This window comes from Pseudoalteromonas sp. MQS005, from assembly GCF_001661605.1.
Lineage (GTDB): Bacteria > Pseudomonadota > Gammaproteobacteria > Enterobacterales > Alteromonadaceae > Pseudoalteromonas > Pseudoalteromonas tetraodonis.
Genome location: NZ_LYRQ01000017.1, coordinates 1 through 17,317, shown reverse-complemented (window position 1 = coordinate 17,317; position 17,317 = coordinate 1). Strand labels below are relative to the sequence as shown.

At 41.2% G+C, this 17,317-nt stretch carries 14 protein-coding genes; 6 read left to right on the top strand and 8 right to left on the bottom strand.

Annotated features, from left to right (window positions below; genetic code table 11):
- Positions 1-6 precede the first annotated feature (6 nt).
- The 5 genes from A9479_RS07920 to A9479_RS07900 form a co-directional block, all read right to left on the bottom strand.
- The gene (locus A9479_RS07920; RefSeq protein ID WP_028835409.1) at positions 7-741 is read right to left on the bottom strand and encodes a dienelactone hydrolase family protein; all 735 of its coding nucleotides are present in this window, start codon (positions 739-741) and stop codon (positions 7-9) included.
- Positions 742-812: 71 nt separating this feature from the next.
- Positions 813-2,138: a glycerophosphodiester phosphodiesterase family protein gene (locus A9479_RS07915; protein WP_064663131.1), complete on the bottom strand. Its 1,326-nt coding sequence runs from the start codon at positions 2,136-2,138 to the stop codon at positions 813-815.
- Positions 2,139-2,207: 69 nt separating this feature from the next.
- Positions 2,208-3,053 (bottom strand): carboxylate/amino acid/amine transporter, encoded by an 846-nt coding sequence (locus tag A9479_RS07910; RefSeq protein WP_036956831.1) that lies wholly within the window; start codon positions 3,051-3,053, stop codon positions 2,208-2,210.
- A gap of 88 nt (positions 3,054-3,141) precedes the next feature.
- A complete protein-coding gene (locus A9479_RS07905) occupies positions 3,142-4,572 on the bottom strand; it encodes an amidohydrolase family protein (RefSeq protein ID WP_036956832.1) in 1,431 nt (476 codons plus the stop codon).
- A gap of 129 nt (positions 4,573-4,701) precedes the next feature.
- On the bottom strand, positions 4,702-6,837 hold the full coding sequence (locus A9479_RS07900) for a M3 family metallopeptidase (RefSeq protein WP_064663130.1): 2,136 nt from the start codon (positions 6,835-6,837) through the stop codon (positions 4,702-4,704).
- A 366-nt stretch (positions 6,838-7,203) separates the two neighbouring features.
- Between A9479_RS07900 and A9479_RS07895 the strand changes: the two genes are divergently transcribed.
- The 6 genes from A9479_RS07895 (at position 7,204) to yegD (ending at position 14,168) form a co-directional block, all read left to right on the top strand.
- Positions 7,204-8,076: a mechanosensitive ion channel family protein gene (locus tag A9479_RS07895; protein WP_064663129.1), complete on the top strand. Its 873-nt coding sequence runs from the start codon at positions 7,204-7,206 to the stop codon at positions 8,074-8,076.
- Positions 8,077-8,425: 349 nt separating this feature from the next.
- Entirely contained in the window at positions 8,426-10,687 is a 2,262-nt protein-coding gene (locus A9479_RS07890; RefSeq protein ID WP_064663128.1) for a TonB-dependent receptor, read from the top strand.
- A gap of 115 nt (positions 10,688-10,802) precedes the next feature.
- On the top strand, positions 10,803-11,102 hold the full coding sequence (locus A9479_RS07885) for a hypothetical protein (protein WP_024602851.1): 300 nt from the start codon (positions 10,803-10,805) through the stop codon (positions 11,100-11,102).
- Between the two features lie 88 nt (positions 11,103-11,190).
- On the top strand, positions 11,191-11,847 hold the full coding sequence (locus tag A9479_RS07880; protein ID WP_064663127.1) for an HAD family phosphatase: 657 nt from the start codon (positions 11,191-11,193) through the stop codon (positions 11,845-11,847).
- Between the two features lie 34 nt (positions 11,848-11,881).
- Complete coding sequence (locus tag A9479_RS07875; RefSeq protein ID WP_064663126.1) at positions 11,882-12,724, top strand: DNA ligase; 843 nt, start codon at positions 11,882-11,884, stop codon at positions 12,722-12,724.
- Between the two features lie 79 nt (positions 12,725-12,803).
- Positions 12,804-14,168 (top strand): molecular chaperone, encoded by a 1,365-nt coding sequence (gene yegD, locus A9479_RS07870; protein ID WP_064663125.1) that lies wholly within the window; start codon positions 12,804-12,806, stop codon positions 14,166-14,168.
- A gap of 4 nt (positions 14,169-14,172) precedes the next feature.
- Here the strand turns inward: yegD and A9479_RS07865 are convergent, their stop codons facing one another.
- The 3 genes from A9479_RS07865 to A9479_RS07855 all read right to left on the bottom strand — a co-directional run bounded on the left by A9479_RS07865 (position 14,173) and on the right by A9479_RS07855 (position 17,251).
- On the bottom strand, positions 14,173-14,637 hold the full coding sequence (locus A9479_RS07865; RefSeq protein ID WP_013464445.1) for a methylglyoxal synthase: 465 nt from the start codon (positions 14,635-14,637) through the stop codon (positions 14,173-14,175).
- A 15-nt stretch (positions 14,638-14,652) separates the two neighbouring features.
- Positions 14,653-15,285 carry a LysE family translocator gene (locus A9479_RS07860; RefSeq protein WP_033103913.1) on the bottom strand — a complete coding sequence of 211 codons (633 nt, stop codon included), beginning with the start codon at positions 15,283-15,285 and terminating at the stop codon, positions 14,653-14,655.
- A gap of 145 nt (positions 15,286-15,430) precedes the next feature.
- Positions 15,431-17,251, bottom strand: coding sequence for a S8 family serine peptidase (locus A9479_RS07855; RefSeq protein WP_064663124.1), 1,821 nt, complete (start codon positions 17,249-17,251; stop codon positions 15,431-15,433).
- Positions 17,252-17,317: the final 66 nt, after the last annotated feature.

The window sequence follows — 17,317 nt, the reverse complement described above, 5'->3', positions numbered from 1 at the left end:
TAGCGCTTAAAGCACTCGGTTAAACAAAGCAACGGCTTGTTGATACATGGTGATAGCAAGTGCTGCGTCGTACCGCTCGCCTTCATCACGCATAAAGGCATGTTGCGCGTTCACTTCTTGCCATTGGTAATTAATACCCGTACTAACCGCTTGTTGATAAATTTTGTCGCGACCTTGTTGTGGCACATGGGGGTCTTGTTTTCCCCAAATAAAGTGGATTTCACCTTGTATATCGGCCATACGTTCAAATGAATTATTCCCTTTTTGTGCGGGAAGAGTATCGCTATGAATATCAGTGGCATATAAGCAAAAAGCAGCTTTTATTGCGGGGTTTAATGCGGCCCTATACGCTAAATGCCCACCAATACAAACACCCATTGCACCCACAGAGCCAGTACAATAATCGTGTGTTTGTACAAAGTCGATTAACGCTTGGGTATCGCTGTCGTGAGATTCAAGCGGTTTTGCCCATTTATCGTTATTGCCTTTATCTTTACCCGCATCGTCATAAGCAAGCACTGTCCCGATAGGGTTAAGCTCATGAAATACTTCTGGCACAAGTACCACAAAACCATGACTTGCCAAAATAGCGGCGCTGCGAGCAATAGGCGCGGTTTGCTGAAAAATCTCAGAGTAAAAAATAATGGCTGGGAATTGCCCGTGAGCGTGTGGGCGATAAACCGTAGTGCGCATTAACCCCGTTGGGGTAGGCAAGTCAGCATGGTGGTGTTGGATGATCATAAAAGTGCTCAGTTAAATAATATATAAAATATATGGTAACTGAGCGCGATAAAATAAACACGCCTTAAAGTTTAAATACTTGCAGGCATGTTATTACAACTAGCATAGTAGCTTACGGTTGCTGGCCAATCGGAAAAGATACCCATTACACCTACGTCTTGCGCTAACACATCAACCACAGTGAACATATCGCCATCGTTATCTATAACATCACTAATTGACTGATAATAATAACCGCCGCCTTGATTTAGAGGGCCAGAGCGCTCAAGACTCCATGCAATGATATTAAGCCCCGCGGCTTTAGCGTCAATAGCGTACTGTGAGGGGACAATATTACTGTTGTTATCTATGCTTAATAGCATCCATATGGGTGGCGCAATAATTTTAACGCCGTCGTTTACGAGCTCTGCCATACTTGGCTGCCATGTTGCTGCGTTGTTTGGATCAAACCCTGCATTGCTGTCGCGCCCATCTAAATAGACACTCTGCGCTGCAAATTCAGGATTAGTATTAATCCAATATTTTACGTCAGCTAAATTAAATGATTGCGGGTACACTCGCGAGGCGGGTACCTCCATTTGCGTGTATTCATCCAGCATTTTTTGTGCGTATTGCGTTTGGGTCATACCGTTAAAAGGCATACTTACTTGAGGGGATTTAAGCTCTGGGGTCATTTTTACTCCCAGCTCTTTAAAGAGTGCAATACTTTGTTTGTGGGTCATGAGTGTACCAGAGGTGGCGTATAAGTCAGTGCGCCAACTGGGTGTACCTTTCATGTAATCGCTAACATTGGTGGCACTGGTGTTTGCGCCATCCATCTTGCCCTCAAGAGTTAAAAATTCTGCCAAACTAATATCACTGGTACAACATTTAGCTGAAGCAGGCGTGCCACTGTTAGAGTTTGCTGGAGTAAATGGCTCACTACATTTAGCAGCCAATGTTGGAATGGCTAAAATATTGGTGGTGGTGTGCAAGTCGCACTGAGAATGACGACATACTAGCTCTTTATCATTGGTAAAGGTGACATCGCATTCGACAACACCTGCTCCCATGCGAGCGGCTGCAATATAAGATTCTTTAGTGTGTTCTGGGTATTGCATTGGAGCACCGCGGTGACCAATTGAAAAATCAGTACGATAAAAAGGACCTTCTTTGCACGATTCTAATTTTGTTTTTAGTGCGCTGTCAGCCATATCGTCAATTAAGTAGTCGGGGCGAGTACCTAGTTGCGTATTGGTGCCTTGAGCTACTTCAACAATAACCGGGGTAGGTACTTCAACAATTTCAACGTCAGTGTTGGTAACAACCACTTCTTTTTCAACTATTTTTACATCGTCATCACAGCCAGTAAGTGAGCTTAATAATAAAAAAGTTGTCAGAAAAGGTATGCGCTTCATTATTTGTCCTTAAAAATAAAAGTGGACGCTACCTTACTAATTATTAATGACAATTTCACTACAGAGTGATTAATTTGCTGATTTAGTCATTATTTGGTTTACCACTAAGGCAACCAGCATCACTCCCCCGCCAATGCTTAATCTAAGTAGGTCAGCGTCTCGATTCCAAATAAGCACATTAACAATTATACCGGCAGGAATAAGTAAGTTGTTCATCACCGCCAGCGCACCAACATTGACAAGCGTCGCGCCTTTATTCCACATAAAGTAGCCTAAACCAGAGGCCACAATACCTAAATAAATCAGTATGCCCCATTGAGTTGAAGTACTTGGTAATTTGTTAAGATCACCAAATAAGGCGTAACAGGCGCTTGCAACAATTAGTGCGCCAATAAAAAACCAACCAAATACGGTTTTATCATCGAGTTGTTTATTAAGCATTAATCGTTTGTAGGTTACTTGGCCGATGGCAAAACTAATATTAGCGCCTTGAACCAGTAATAATCCGACTAAAAAGTTACTGTCTAAGTTTTCATAACGAATGGTAATAGCACCTAGTACGGCAATAAACGCAACGATAAAAAACTGCGGATTAAACTGTTTATTTAGCGCATCGTTTAAAAGCGTAATGTAAAGCGGGGTCATTACAGTAAATAACAGCACCTCAGGCACACTTAAAAACAAAAATGAGTGGTAATAAAAGCCATACATAACCCCCAGTTGCAGTGCGCCTATCAGCATGAGTTTACATGCAAGCGGGGTGGGGGTTTTCTTTAAAAAAGGCAAAAATACTAACGCTGCTAAAGCAACACGAATTAACACACTAAACCATGCGTCAACTTGGCCTGCTAAATACACACCAATTAAACTAAACGAAAACGCCCATAATAGAGTGACGGCAAATAAATAGCCCATGGTGTTGCTTGCTCCAAATTAAAAACGCGAGTGTATACTACACCGACTAACAAAGGGAGGGCTCAGCTAACTGAGCCCAATAATTAACTTATTGCTGTGAGCTTACAAATTGTTTTGCTTGTGCTTTAAGGTCTTCCAGTGCGGCTTTATTATAGTAGCGGTTATGGCTGATCACCCCTTGTAATGATTGCGTGTTACGCACATCAATTAATGGATTGCGCTGTAAAATAATAATATCTGCCACTTTACCAACTTCTAAAGAGGTAAATTGCTGGGTTTTATTTAAAAATGTTGGCCCCGCCACAGTCGCACTTTGCAGTATCTGTTGTGGAGTTAGGCCATAGTCACTAAAAAGAGCTAATTCTTGATGAAGCGACAGCCCAGGGTAAATATAAGAATTTAAAAAGCCTGCATCGGTGCCCGCAATAATAGGCACACCCGCCTCTTGTGCCCAAGGTAGCAGTTGAGCGGTTTGAACAAAGCGTTGTTTACGCTGTTTAATTTGTGTAGGAGTATCTTTATTTGCGCGATCAACGCGCCACTGGTAGGTGTCTTTTAGGCCCTTACCTAAGTAATTTAAAAACTCGTCCTGCTGGTGGTTATCTTCGTCAATATAAGCCGTAACTTGGCCGCCAATTAAGGTTGGCACAACCGCGGTGTTGTTTTTGGCTAATAGACGGTATTTTTGCATTGCGGTGTCTTTATCTATGTTATTCATCACAATGGGTAAGGCGCTGCGGTAACTCAGTTCACCGGTTTTTACTTTAGCTGAAATTTCATCTTCGTTTTTAGCTGCCGCCTTAAGTAAATATGTCATATGTTCTATCGCGTCTAAACCCGCGCTAGATACATCAGTCACTGATAACGAAAACGGAATATGCCCTGATATTTTGTAACCACGTTTTTTAACTTCTTTTACTGCCTGTAAATAAAGCGCAGGGGTTAATGCGCTGTCAGTAATTTTAATAAAGTCGACATTCATCGCGTCTAGTTTATCAATAGCAGCATGCATTTCTTGGGGTGTTTCCACTTCAAGGTCGCCCGGCCAAATAGAGCCTTTACCTTCAAGCTTAGGGCCTGAGGTATAAATAGTGGGACCTATCAGTTCACCTTTGCTTATTTGCTCGCGCCAGCTTAGAACTGATTCACTTAAATCGGCGGCGGCATCGCGCACCGTTGTTACGCCGTAGGCCAAATATAAAGGCAGTAGCTGCTTATTTTCTTCAATTAATTGTTCGCCACCGCCAAAATGCACGTGCATATCCCAAAGGCCTGGCATAACAAAGCGCCCTTGTGCATCAATTTGCGTGGTGGCACTGTAGTTTAATTTAAGTGAGTTATCGCCGCGGGCAATAATTTTAGAGTCAGAAATGGCAATTGTTTGATTGGGGATCACCACTGCATTTTCGATATCAACAATATTCGCGTGGTTAATAATAATATCGGCATGTTGCTTTTCGTTAGCAAAACTCAATGTGCTTAGCAGCAATGAGAGAGGGAGGAGAAACGTGTATTTCATAAAGGCACCTTAATTTTTTTTAAGGTTAACATAGCCAAGTTATATTGTTTAAGTGTTTGAGTTAAATGGCGTTTTAAACAAGTTAAAAAAGCCCGCAAGCGGGCTTTTATTAACGATTAAAGTAATCGATTAGTCAACTAAACCACGGCGCTTAAGCAATGCGTCAGTCGTTGGTTTTTGGCCTCTAAACTCAATGTAGCTTTGCATTAAGTCACGGCTGTTACCTTTTGATAGGATTTCTTTACGGAACTTATCGCCATTTTCGCGCGTTAAGCCACCGTTGTTCTCCATGTGAGCAAAGGCATCAGCGGCGAATACTTCAGTCCATAGGTAAGCGTAGTAACCTGCTGAGTAACCACCTGCAAAGGTATGGCTAAAGTAGTTTGATTTGTAACGAGGTGGTACAGGGTAGTAATCAATACCGTGTGCCTTTAATGCCTCACTTTCAAACTGTTGTACATCAGCTACTTTCTTATCAGAACCAAATGAGTGCCATTCCATATCCAGTAGTGCTGCAGCTAAATATTCAGTGGTACCAAAGCCTTGGTTGAATTTTTGCGACTCAAGTACTTTATCAAGTAGTGCTTGAGGAATTGGCTCACCTGTTTTGTAATGCTTAGCGTAGTTAGCTAATACACTTGGCTCAATCATCCAGTCTTCATGTGCTTGTGATGGAAATTCAACAAAATCACGCGCTGTAGCAGTACCCGCTAGGCTTGGGTATTTAACGTCAGAGAATAAACCGTGCGCTGCATGACCAAACTCATGGAACATAGTCGACACTTCGTCAAACGTCATTAGCGTTGGTTCGCCTTCAGCTGGCTTAGGAATATTTTGCGCATTATAAATAACCGGTTTAGTGCCTTTTAAGCCGCTCTGACTTACATATGCACTCATCCATGCACCGCCACGCTTACCTTCACGTGCATACGGGTCCATGTAAAATAAACCAATTGCGCTGCCATCGGCATTAAATACTTCAAATGCCATTACATCATCATGGTAAACCGGTAGGTCTTTACGCTCTTTAAATGTAATGCCGTAAAGTTTTTCCATTGCAAAGAATAAACCGTTATGAATAACCGATTGCATTTCAAAGTAAGGCTTAACTAAGGCTGGATCTAGGTCGTATTTTTCAGCACGCACTTTTTCTGCGTAGAAAGACCAATCCCATGGCTTAAGTTCAAAGCTTTCGCCCGAATCGTTAATTACTTTTTGAATCGCTTTTGCTTCTGCTTGCGCTTTTTCCACTGCTTTTGGTGCAAGGTCATCTAAAATACCGTACACGTTATCAGTAGTTTGCGCCATGCGTGAAGTCATTACATAAGAAGCCCAATCTTTAAAGCCTAACAGTTCTGCTTTTTGTGCACGTAAGTTAGTTTCTTTAATAATAATAGGGCCGTTGGTTTTAGCTGCACGATTGGTTGACGCTTTAAAAATTTGCTCACGAAGATCTCGATTTTCAAGGCTTGCTAAGATTGGCTGTTGCGTGGTGTTCACTAGGGTGATCATGTAGCCGTCTTTGCCGGCTTTTTTAGCAGCAGCTGCAAGGCCTGCAATTTCACCTTCAGATAAACCAGCCAGTTTGCTTTTATCTGTTACTAAAATGACGTCTTCTTTAAACGATTTTAATACGTTTTGAGAAAACTCTGTTGATAGCTTTGCAAGTTCAGCGTTAATTTCACGCATTTTTGCTTTTTCAGCATCGTTTAATTTAGCACCGGCTTTAACAAACTGTTTGTAGTAAAAATCAACAAGGCGTTGATCTTCAGCGCTTAATTTATCTTTGTTGTCGTATACTGTTTGTACACGAGCAAACAATGCACCATTTAGGTAAATGTCATCAGAGTGTGCAGAGAACACAGGCGCCATTTTTTTATCAATGCGTTGGTACTCATCGTTAGAGATAAGACCTGATAAGTTATAAAAGGCAGCTGATGCGCGGTTTAATAGCTCACCTGCAAGTTCCATTTCTACCAGCGTATTTTCAAAAGTAGCTGGTTCTGGGTTATTGGCAATTGCCATAATTTCTGCATTATGTTGTGCAATACCTGCATCAAATGCGGCTTCGTATTCAGTGGTACCAAACTTATCAAACTCAGGAGCCATGTATTGTAATGGGCTTGGTTTAAATAATACATTGCTTGCATTGATATCTTGCACTTGTGTTGTGCTTTGTTGTTTTGTTTCTTGAGTGCTTTCAGAAGAACAGGCAGATAATAAAAGTGCACTAGCAATCGTAGTGGCGATCAGTGTTTTACGCATAATAACTCCATAAAAATAGTAGCCGAAATAGGCTTTTCGAGTCGAAAACCCAGTTAACTTACCAAATTTTGACTTATATACAACAAAGTTTATCGATTTAAAGCGGGATTTAAACGCAAATTAGATTACATAAGCTCGATATGTAGATAAAAACAGCAGTAAAAATCATCAATAAAGTGTATACAGCCTTAGCAAGCACCGACCACAATACAAAATATAAATGCGAATAGCGGGGTTCAGAGTGCTTAATTGGGTGGTTATTTTAAATTTGTAAATATAGATTTAAGCTAGCCACATGCTAAACTTGGGGTATTACTAGCACATAAAAAATAACTATTTGCGTGCGACTTTATACATGGAAAATCAATGAACTTAGAACAAATTAATCACATTCTCGCCTTCGTATTGTTTAGCTACAACGACATTCACATTACCGTAGCAAAAGTCATTCAAGTCCCCCTTATTTTGTTTACCATGTGGTTTGTGGTGACGCAGATTGGCAAGTTAATTAAAAAGTCATTATTAGCTCGAAAAATGAGCCCTGATGCTGTGCATTTATTTACGCGTTTTTATTTTATTTTAAGTATTGCGATTTTACTTTTTACCTCCCTTGAGGTGCTCAACATTCCACTAACCGCATTTGCCTTTGTATCGGGTGCGATTGCCATTGGTGTGGGGTTCGGTGCACAAAATATTATTAATAACTTTATTAGCGGTTGGATATTAATGTGGGAGCGGCCAATCCGTATTGGTGACTTTTTAGAGGTTGGCACTGCAAAAGGGGTGGTTGAAACTATTAACACTCGCTCTACCCGCATTCGCAGAAACGACGGGGTGCATATGTTGATCCCTAATAGCCAGTTATTAGAAAATACGGTTACAAACTGGACGCTCATTGATGGCAATGCGCGCTCGTCGGTAAGCGTAGGCGTAGCTTATGGCTCTGATGTATTACTGGTTAAAAAGTTAATTCAGCAAGTATTAGATGAACATGAAGCAATATTAACAACGCCTCAATCAACCGTATTGTTTGATGACTTTGCCGACAGCTCGCTGGTCTTTAATGCTATTTTTTGGGTCTGCGCTGAATCTGAAACTCGCTTAAGACAAGTGCGCAGTGATATTCGCTTTAGTATTTATGAAGTGTTTGAACAACACGATGTGGTGATTGCATTCCCGCAGCGAGATATTCATATTGATGGTGAAATTGCACTCACACGTTCATTAGTGAAAAAGTAGTATTTAAAAAAGTGCCGCGTTATTTTGCTATATTTTTTAACAATTCATTGTAAGGACATATGTCCGCTTTTTGGTTGTTTAGTTGCGAAAAGTACACTAAAAGTCGGGATAGTGCGCTTAAGTGTTAAAAATAAGTTTATATTTTTAACACTCAGCATGCGGTAAATTAATTACAGCATGGTATAATCTCGCGCATTCAGTCAGCCTTATTTATGCCGTTTTTGTACTCTCGGTAATAAGGTCCGCGCCGCATAGAGCAAGTCGCGAAAAATTGACTGAATCCGTAATTATTTAATTGCGCAACACATCAACCGTTGAACAAGAGTGCACTAAAAAGGTTAACCCCGACATGAAAGCAATGAAAAGATCTACGTTAGCAACCCTTATCAATGCAACGTTGTTCTCTGCCGTAGCAGGTACTTCAATTTCAGCCCTAGCTGCTGAGCAAGAAACTACTGCTAAGAAGAACCAACTAGAAGTTATTCAAGTAACTGCTCGTAAACGAGTAGAAAACGCTCAAGAAGTACCTGTTGCTGTTTCAGCCCTGCAAGGCGACAGTTTAGATGCTTACAGCTCAGCTGGTATGGATATTCGTTTTATGAATGCGAAAATCCCAAGTTTATCTATTGAATCTTCATTTGGTCGTTCATTCCCACGCTTTTATGTACGTGGTTTAGGTAACACTGATTTCGATTTGAATGCTTCACAGCCTGTGTCACTTGTGGTTGATGAAATTGTACAAGAAAATGCTATTTTAAAAGGTTTCCCTGTATTTGACGTAGCGCGTGTTGAAGTGCTTCGTGGCCCACAAGGTACGTTGTTCGGCCGTAATACGCCAGCTGGTCTAGTTAAATTTGATACCGTTAAACCAAGTCAAGAATTTGAAGGTTATGGCTCTGTATCATACGGTAGCCGCGGCGCAGTTGATTTTGAAGGCGCAGTTGGTGGTTCATTAACAGACCGTTTATCAACGCGTGTTTCAGTACTTTGGCAAGATAAAGACGATTACATTGATAATCGTGCACCGGGCTTTGAACAAAAAGATGCCTTAGGTGGTTACACTGAACAAGCTGCACGTATTCAATTTTTATATGAAGGTGACGATTTCACTGGATTATTTAACTACCATGTCCGTGATTTAGATGGCTCTCCAATTGCCTTTCGTGCCAATACTATCAAGCCTGGCACTAACGACTTAGTTGATGATTTTGAAAATGATGTGGTTTACCACGATGCCGCATCGCGTGCGACGCAACAAGTGGAATCACAAGGTGCAAGCCTTAAACTTGAGTGGGACTTAGCTAACCACACAGTAACGTCAATCTCTGGTTGGGAAAGTGCAGAAATTTACTCTCGTGCTGACATTGATGGTGGTTACGGTGCGGTTTATATCCCAGATTATATGGGCCCAGGCCTTATTCCTTTCTCTTCAGAAAGTGCTGATGGTATTCCAGACCAAGACCAATACACGCAAGAGTTACGTTTATCAAGCAACTTTGCTGGTGATGTAAACTACCAAGTGGGTGTTTTTTACTTTGACGAAGCATTAACGATTGAAAACTTTAGCTATGATACTTTCTCAGCACCAGCTGGGGCATTAAATGGTTTTGTTAGCCAACAGCAAGACACTAAAGCATGGGCTGTGTTCGGCTCAGTTGACTACACCATTACTGATGATTTAAAAGTAACAGCAGGCCTGCGTTACTCTGACGATGAGAAAGAGTTCTCAGCAAATCGTACGCTTAGCCCAATTGGTGGTGCTGCGACTTATATTGAAAAAAATGTAAGCGATGATCACGTAAGCTGGGATTTATCGGCTAACTACAAAATCAACGATGACGTAAACTGGTATGGTCGTATTGCTAACAGTTTCCGTGCACCAAGTATTCAGGGTCGTATCTTATTTGGTGATGAAGTAACCGTTGCTGATTCAGAGACTGTTACCTCGTTTGAAACAGGTATTAAATCTGACGTGTTAGATGGCCAAGGCCGTGTTAACGCAACCGTATTTTATTACACCATGGACGACCAACAGCTAACAGCTGTAGGTGGTGGCGCTAACTTTAACCGTTTATTAAATGCTGATAAAACAACTGGCTACGGTTTCGAAATTGATTCTGAGTGGGTGTTAACGGACGAACTAAACGCAACATTTAACTTAAGCTACAACAAAACTGAGCTTAAAGACGATACTCTTAGTATTGCTGCACCAAGTCGATTGGAGCTTTTAGATCCAATCATCAATGGTCAAGCTATGCTTGATGGCAACAGCTTACCGCATGCACCAGAGTGGATCTCTAACATCACACTTCGTTACACTAAAGAACTCGCTGAAGGTGAATTCTTCACTTACGCTGATGTGTCGTACCGCAGTGAAATTGACTTTTTCTTATATGAATCAGTTGAGTTTGAAGGTAAGCCACTAACAGAAGTAGGCCTACGTGCTGGTTATGCATGGGCACAAGGCGACTACGAATATGAAGTATCAGCATTCGTGCGTAACCTATTTGACGAGCAACAAGCGATTGGTGGTGTTGATTTCAACAACAACACAGCAATGGTTAACGAAGAGCGTTACATTGGTGCTGAATTTAAAGTTAACTTTTTCTAATCGAAAAATTTAACGTTAAATTGTAATTATTGATAAAAGCCTGCCTAGTGCAGGCTTTTTTATTTTTGTAGAGCTGCTAAAGTAGCGCTCATATGTTTATTAAAGAGAAAAAATAATGGCTGGATTTTGGAATTACCGTGTAATTTTTTGTGAAGCAACCAAAGATGAAGCGGCGCAATATCAAATACATGAAGTGGAATATAACCTAAATGGTAAAGTAACTAACTGGTCAGAAACGGGTGCAGCGCCGTTTGGTACCACGTTAGATGAACTAAAAGATGATGCTGAGCGCTTAAAAACCGCATTTGAGAAACCCGTACTTAAAGTGATGCGCAAAGCCCGTGGTTACGAGTTAGTTGATGTAGACACCGGTGAAGACGCTTATGCTGAGCCACCAGCAGGCTTGACCGAGTAACATAAATTAATTAAAGGTGCTTAGGCACCTTTTTTATTATTCAGAGCATAGGCTGATTAGCTAGACAGCTAAACAACAAGGAGAAAGTATGTCTATTGAAGCGGTATTATTTGATATGGATGGCACGTTAGTTGATTCTGAAAGTGTGCATTATATCTGCTGGAGCCAATTACTTGCGCCTTTTGGTGTGCGTTATGACGAAGATGATTTTTGCCAGCGATTTTCTGGGCGCCCCACGATTGACGCTGCAAAGGAAATAAAACAAACCCATAACTTGTCTGTGAGTAGTCGCTATTTAGCGGATGAAAAATACCGTTTGTTTAGCAAATTCGTTCAAACCAATTTACCGCCTTTAATGCCTTATGCTGCAGATATTTTATTCGCGGTTAAAGAGCAAGGCTTAAAAATGGCGTTAGTAACAGGCAGCGCACGCTATGAAGCTGAGCCAATACTAAAAGGATTAGGGTTTTATGATTTATTTGATACGGTGGTTACAAAAGACGATGTAACCAATCCAAAGCCTGCCGGTGATCCCTATTTATTAGCACTTAAAAATATGCAGGTCGCTGCAAAAAATGCGATTGCCGTTGAAGATACCTTCACTGGCGTAACAGCAGCAAATAATGCAGCCTTAGCCGTTGTAGCGATTGCTAATAAGCACACCGAGCAGCACGACTTCAGTAAAGCAACACAGCAAATGGATAACCTTGAAGAATTTTGGCAATGGCTTCAATCTCAACTATAGTTTAAGCCATATTTAAATTTGCAAGGATGCAGTTATGGTTACTATTCAAAGATACCTATTTATTTTTTTAACGCTTTTTAGTGCGAGTTTATTAGCGCAATTGCCGCAGGTGCAACTCGCTGATGTTTATGATGAAACTAAGCATAACGATATTCGCCAATATTTGGTGAGTGAAAAGTTTGACGGCGTTAGAGCAATATGGACGGGGAAACAATTTGTTACCCGCCAAGGTAATCCAATTAATCCTCCTAAGTGGTTTACCGCCCCTTTGCCTGATGTTTGGTTAGACGGTGAGTTATGGACCAAGCGGGGTCAATTTTCTGTTCTCAGTGGTATTGTTAGAACAAAAATACCCGACGACTTACTCTGGCAAACAGTGACTTATCAAGTATTTGATATGCCAGATACAAACACGCCTTTTCATCGTCGCTATCAAAATTACCTGTCACTCATTACTAAGTTAAATAGCTCACATATTAAGGCGGTTAAGCAATATCAATTTAGCGACAATCAGCAACTAAGTGATTACTTTAATGAGGTCACCAAACAAGGCGGGGAGGGCGTTATGCTTCATTTAGCAGAGGCTAAGCATACGAGTGGTCGCTCTAGTGCATTGTTAAAACTCAAACCTTATTTGGATGCTGAAGCGCTAGTTATTGAATATTTACCAGGTAAAGGTAAATACACAGGTATGCTCGGGGCATTGCGAGTGCAAACCAAGCAAGGCGTAACCTTTTCTATTGGCACGGGCTTTAGTGATGAAGAACGCAAGCGTCCGCCAGCCATTGGTTCAACAATCACTTATCGATACCACGGATACACTAAAAATGGTTTACCGCGTTTTGCTAGCTTTTTGCGAGAAAGACCCGAAAAATAAAGAGTGTAGGCCAATTCAGTATATATTTTTTAGCAATTATGCTAAATTGCGCGGCCTTTTTGGTAATGTTTGGTGATCTATGTTTGTTGGTTTTGATTATGGTAGTTCTAATTGTGCTATGGGTGTTTTAAACGAAGAGCGTGTTCAGCTTATCCCTTTAGAGCAAGGCAAACATTATCTTCCATCAACTTTATACACACATCATAGCGCCTTAGTCGTTGATTTTGTTGCGCAGCATTTGCAGGGCTCAGAGCATGAGCATGCCTATAAAACCGCGCGCCAACCCTTACTTAATACACTCCCGCGAATTAAATCAGACCTAGACTTACAAGCCGGCGACGACACCCTATTCATTGGCCGTGAGGCAATTAGTGAATATGTACAATTTCCTGAAGAGGGTTATTTTGTAAAATCCCCTAAATCATTTTTTGGCGCAACGGGCTTAAAGCAAGGGCAAATCAATTTTTTTGAAGATATTGCCACAGCAATGATTTTAAAAATAAAACAACGTGCTGAATTATCGTTAGGGTATACGCTGAGCCAAACTGTTATTGGGCGCCCAGTGAATTTTCAAGCGGTCGGTGGTGAGCAGTCAAACCAACAAGCCGTGGGTATTTTAACACGCGCAGCAAACCGAGCAGGCTTTAAAGATGTTGAGTTTTTATATGAGCCACTCGCGGCTGGGATTGATTATGAAAGTGATTTAAAGCAAGACCAAAAAGTATTGGTGATTGATATTGGCGGTGGTACCAGTGACTGCTCATTTGTACAAATGGGGCCAAGCTTTAGAGGAAATAGCCAGCGAGATGCAGACTTTTTAGCACATAGTGGTAAACGTGTTGGCGGAAACGATTTAGATATTGCTTTGAGCTACCATGGTTTAATGCCGTTACTCGGGCTTGGCAGTACGTTTAAATCAGGTTTACCGCTACCTAATCAACCATTTTGGCAAGCTTGTAAAATTAACGATGTGAATTTACAGAGCCAGTTTTATAGTGCTCAGCATTATCGTGAACTCAGTGCGCAGTTACGCGATGTCAGCGCTCCTGAACTTTATAAACGACTTATTCACTTACAGCAAAATAAGCAAGGTCACCAATTAGTTCAACAAGCTGAAGCGGCTAAAATTGCATTAACATCCGCAAATAGTTTTAATTGTGATTTAGCCTTTTTAGATAACTCATTAAGCAAAGATATTTCAGTCGCTGATTTAGCGCTTGCTGTTGACGATAGCATTAGTCAGATTGTTACCTTGGCTAAACAGGCAATTACTGATGCGAATACCACTCCCGATGTGATTTACTTAACGGGAGGAAGTGCACAGTCTCCATTAATTAAAGCGGCGTTGAGTGAGCATTTAGGCAACATAAAAATGGTGAACGGTGATCACTTTGGTAGTGTAACTGCTGGCCTTACTAAATGGGCCAGCATGCTTTATAAGTAAGCTGCTATAGAGATATTTGTCGGGTTGCGAGGTATTTTTCGTAATCTGGCAATGTTCGCTCAAGCTCTATATCCATTAATGGTGAGCTAAGTAGCATATCGGCACTCACTTCATTACACGCCACAGGAATATTCCACACAGCAGCTAAACGTAGCAGAGCTTTAACATCGGGATCATGCGGTTGCGAGGCTAAAGGGTCCCAAAAAAAGACTAATACATGTATTTCATGCTCCGCTATTTTCGCCCCGAGTTGTTGATCGCCGCCCATAGGGCCACTTAATAATTGAATAACATCAAGCCCTGTTGTTTTCTCAATTAAATGCCCAGTAGTCCCTGTGCCATATAAAGTGTGTTTACTTAGAGTGGCCTTATGTTTTTCACACCATAACTTAAGCGCGGCTTTTTTGCCGTCATGTGCTACTAAGGCTATATTTTTTTGCGCAGGTAGAGATTGTATTTTTTGATCCATGCTGATTCTTATTAGTTAGAGTAATAAATTGATAGCCAAGGCAATAAATACAATGCCTGTGAACCTATCAATCCAGAGCTGGCTATTTGGGTGATTTCTAAAAAATTGAGCTATTTTATCGCCGAAATAAATATACGTGCAGTCAATCGGAAAAGCAAAGATTGGATAAAGTAGCCCAAAAAATGCCAGCTGAAAGGTTGCAGATGACAAGCTAGGGTCAACAAATTGTGGGATAAAAGCAATAAAAAACAAAGCCACCTTAGGATTAAGCACTTCTGTCATCATGGCTTGAAACATGACATTTTTGTTTTTATTGGTTGTAACATGCGGTTTATCGCTTTGCTCACAAGATGGTGGCATAAACGTGCCTTTAAGCATCATAAAACCTAAGTAACATAAATAGGCTGCACCTGCATATTGTACGCTGGCATAGGCTGTTTCAGAGGCTTTTAAAATAGCACTTAAACCAATAACTGCAAAAAATGTATGTACTACGCCACCTAAGGCAAAGCCAAAAGCACTTTGCATACCTGCTTTTCGCCCGTTAGCAAATGTTTGTGCCATTAAAAACGCGTTTGATGGCCCAGGCGCAACGGCCATTAAAAAGCTGGCGAGTAAAAATGAGAGCAAAAAGTCAGGGTTGATCATTAAATAGTACGAAAAAGAAGTGGTAAGTGATTTTATCAAGCAAATACAAAAATAAAAAGCGGGCATATTGCCCGCTAAGTTGAGGATACTAAGTTGTTATAAAACTAGCCGTTATACTTTTAAACATAACGAAGTGCTAAATTTATTAAAAACTAACGGTGATATTATTTGAACACACCGTAGTGCTCAGCGCTTCACATACTTGATATGTATACGTACCACCCCCTTTAGTATTTATACTGTCGGTGTAGGCATTATTATTTGCAGTGGTAATGACTTTGCTACCATTGCGGTAGATATCAACTTGGCTTGTTGCTGCGCCATTCCAACTTAAATCAACAAATTTAGTGCCTTTTGATTTGTAACCTGAAGCGCTAAGAGAGATATCATCTACGCCTGGCTCTGGATCAACACCACCAGTATCGCCACCCGCACAGCCGTTTGCTGTAAGGTAAGCATCAGCGTCTGCCGCTTTTACAATACCATAGCCAAAGTAATCATCACGACCAGCAGCCCCTTGATCTTGCGCTGTTGCTTTTAACGCATCGCGAATTTCTGTGCCTGTACAGTCGCTATGGTTAGACCATACTAGCGCAGCAATACCTGAAACTGCAGGCGTTGCCATTGACGTTCCACTCATAAAACCATAATCAGTTGCGCCAATATTAATTGTCACGTTTGTACTAGCAACTAATGCGCTACGATCTTCAAATGCAGCGCCTACAGCAGGAATTGAAGTATCGTTGGTATCACCTAGTGTTGCGTATAACATGCCGGCTTCATTGTTGATAATAACCGCACCTAAACCGCCTGAGTTTTCACAGTTAGCAACTTTGTCATAAAATGAAACAACGCCGCGGTCAATCATACATACTTTACCAGCCGCTGCTGGATCAACTGTTTCGCCGGTCCCCATAAAGTAGGCACTCGCCGTGACTTGACCTGCATTTTCCATTGCTGATGAATTATATGCTGTGCCATCGGCTGACATACTCGCTGCTGTAGCCATACCTGCAGGGTAGGTTGATAGCGTATCAACACCACCGGCTGTTACTTCTACACAAATGGTTTCATCGTTTGTTGCACGTTTACCACGACCTGATGAACAACTTGGGAATTGTGAAAAATCAGCAATTTGATTATTGGCATCATTAGCACCAACCATCATAACTGACGGGTAGCCTGCAGGATAAGAACGTACGTTATTACCATCATTACCCGCGGCAGCAACAACAAGGCCGCCTGCATTGGTAAAGTTAGCAAACGCATTTGATTCTGTACTGTTTGAGCCGCCGCCCCCTAAGCTCATACTAATAATGTTCGCACCTGCTTGAGAACATAAATCTGCTGCTTGAGCCAAGTCAGATGAGTAACCCCAGCCTGATTCGTTAAATACTTTAATAATGTGCATTGCCACACCCAGTGCCATACCCACAACACCGAGGTTATTATCTGCAGCACCAATTGTACCGGCTACATGCGTCCCATGTGGGCCGTCATTATCAAACCAATTACCGGTGATGTTGCCCCAAATAAAGTCAGGGTTTGAGCTATCTAAGCCGGAATCGATAACACAGACTTTCATGCCTGCATTGGCATCAAAAGTTACTTGATCAACCTGTGATTGATAAACGGCATAAGGCGTAATTTGCTGCTGCATTACATCGCCTACATCATCGTTAAATAATGACATAGGTACACGCTTATGATCTTCTTCAATGAGTTTAATATGTGGGTTGTTGAGTAGGCCTTTTAAGCTACTTAAATCTTGACCAGTAAATTTTGCGGCAATAAATCCATTACCATCTACTTTAATCTCACCACCTAGTTTTTTAGTAAGCGCTTTAACAACACCTTTTTTATTGTTATCAACTTGAATGATGAAGCGATCGTTTGCAGCATGGGCAGTTCCGGCTGCACAAATACCAGTAAGAACTAATGCTAAGGCGAGTTTATTCTTTTTCATATTATAATATCCTAGAATTAATTGGTTAACTTTCTGTTAACTTAAGCCGGCATTAAAATAATAAAA

Bases quoted from the DNA above. Each gene is read 5' to 3' on its own strand.
- A9479_RS07865 (WP_013464445.1), bottom strand. From the start codon at position 14,637: ATGGATCAAAAAATACAATCTCTACCTGCGCAAAAAAATATAGCCTTA.
- A9479_RS07915 (WP_064663131.1), bottom strand. From the start codon at position 2,138: ATGAAGCGCATACCTTTTCTGACAACTTTTTTATTATTAAGCTCACTT.
- A9479_RS07895 (WP_064663129.1), top strand. From the start codon at position 7,204: ATGAACTTAGAACAAATTAATCACATTCTCGCCTTCGTATTGTTTAGC.
- yegD (WP_064663125.1), top strand. From the start codon at position 12,804: ATGTTTGTTGGTTTTGATTATGGTAGTTCTAATTGTGCTATGGGTGTT.
- A9479_RS07875 (WP_064663126.1), top strand. From the start codon at position 11,882: ATGGTTACTATTCAAAGATACCTATTTATTTTTTTAACGCTTTTTAGT.
- A9479_RS07920 (WP_028835409.1), bottom strand. From the start codon at position 741: ATGATCATCCAACACCACCATGCTGACTTGCCTACCCCAACGGGGTTA.
- A9479_RS07885 (WP_024602851.1), top strand. From the start codon at position 10,803: ATGGCTGGATTTTGGAATTACCGTGTAATTTTTTGTGAAGCAACCAAA.
- A9479_RS07860 (WP_033103913.1), bottom strand. From the start codon at position 15,285: ATGATCAACCCTGACTTTTTGCTCTCATTTTTACTCGCCAGCTTTTTA.
- A9479_RS07910 (WP_036956831.1), bottom strand. From the start codon at position 3,053: ATGGGCTATTTATTTGCCGTCACTCTATTATGGGCGTTTTCGTTTAGT.
- A9479_RS07855 (WP_064663124.1), bottom strand. From the start codon at position 17,251: ATGAAAAAGAATAAACTCGCCTTAGCATTAGTTCTTACTGGTATTTGT.
- A9479_RS07905 (WP_036956832.1), bottom strand. From the start codon at position 4,572: ATGAAATACACGTTTCTCCTCCCTCTCTCATTGCTGCTAAGCACATTG.
- A9479_RS07880 (WP_064663127.1), top strand. From the start codon at position 11,191: ATGTCTATTGAAGCGGTATTATTTGATATGGATGGCACGTTAGTTGAT.
- A9479_RS07890 (WP_064663128.1), top strand. From the start codon at position 8,426: ATGAAAGCAATGAAAAGATCTACGTTAGCAACCCTTATCAATGCAACG.
- A9479_RS07900 (WP_064663130.1), bottom strand. From the start codon at position 6,837: ATGCGTAAAACACTGATCGCCACTACGATTGCTAGTGCACTTTTATTA.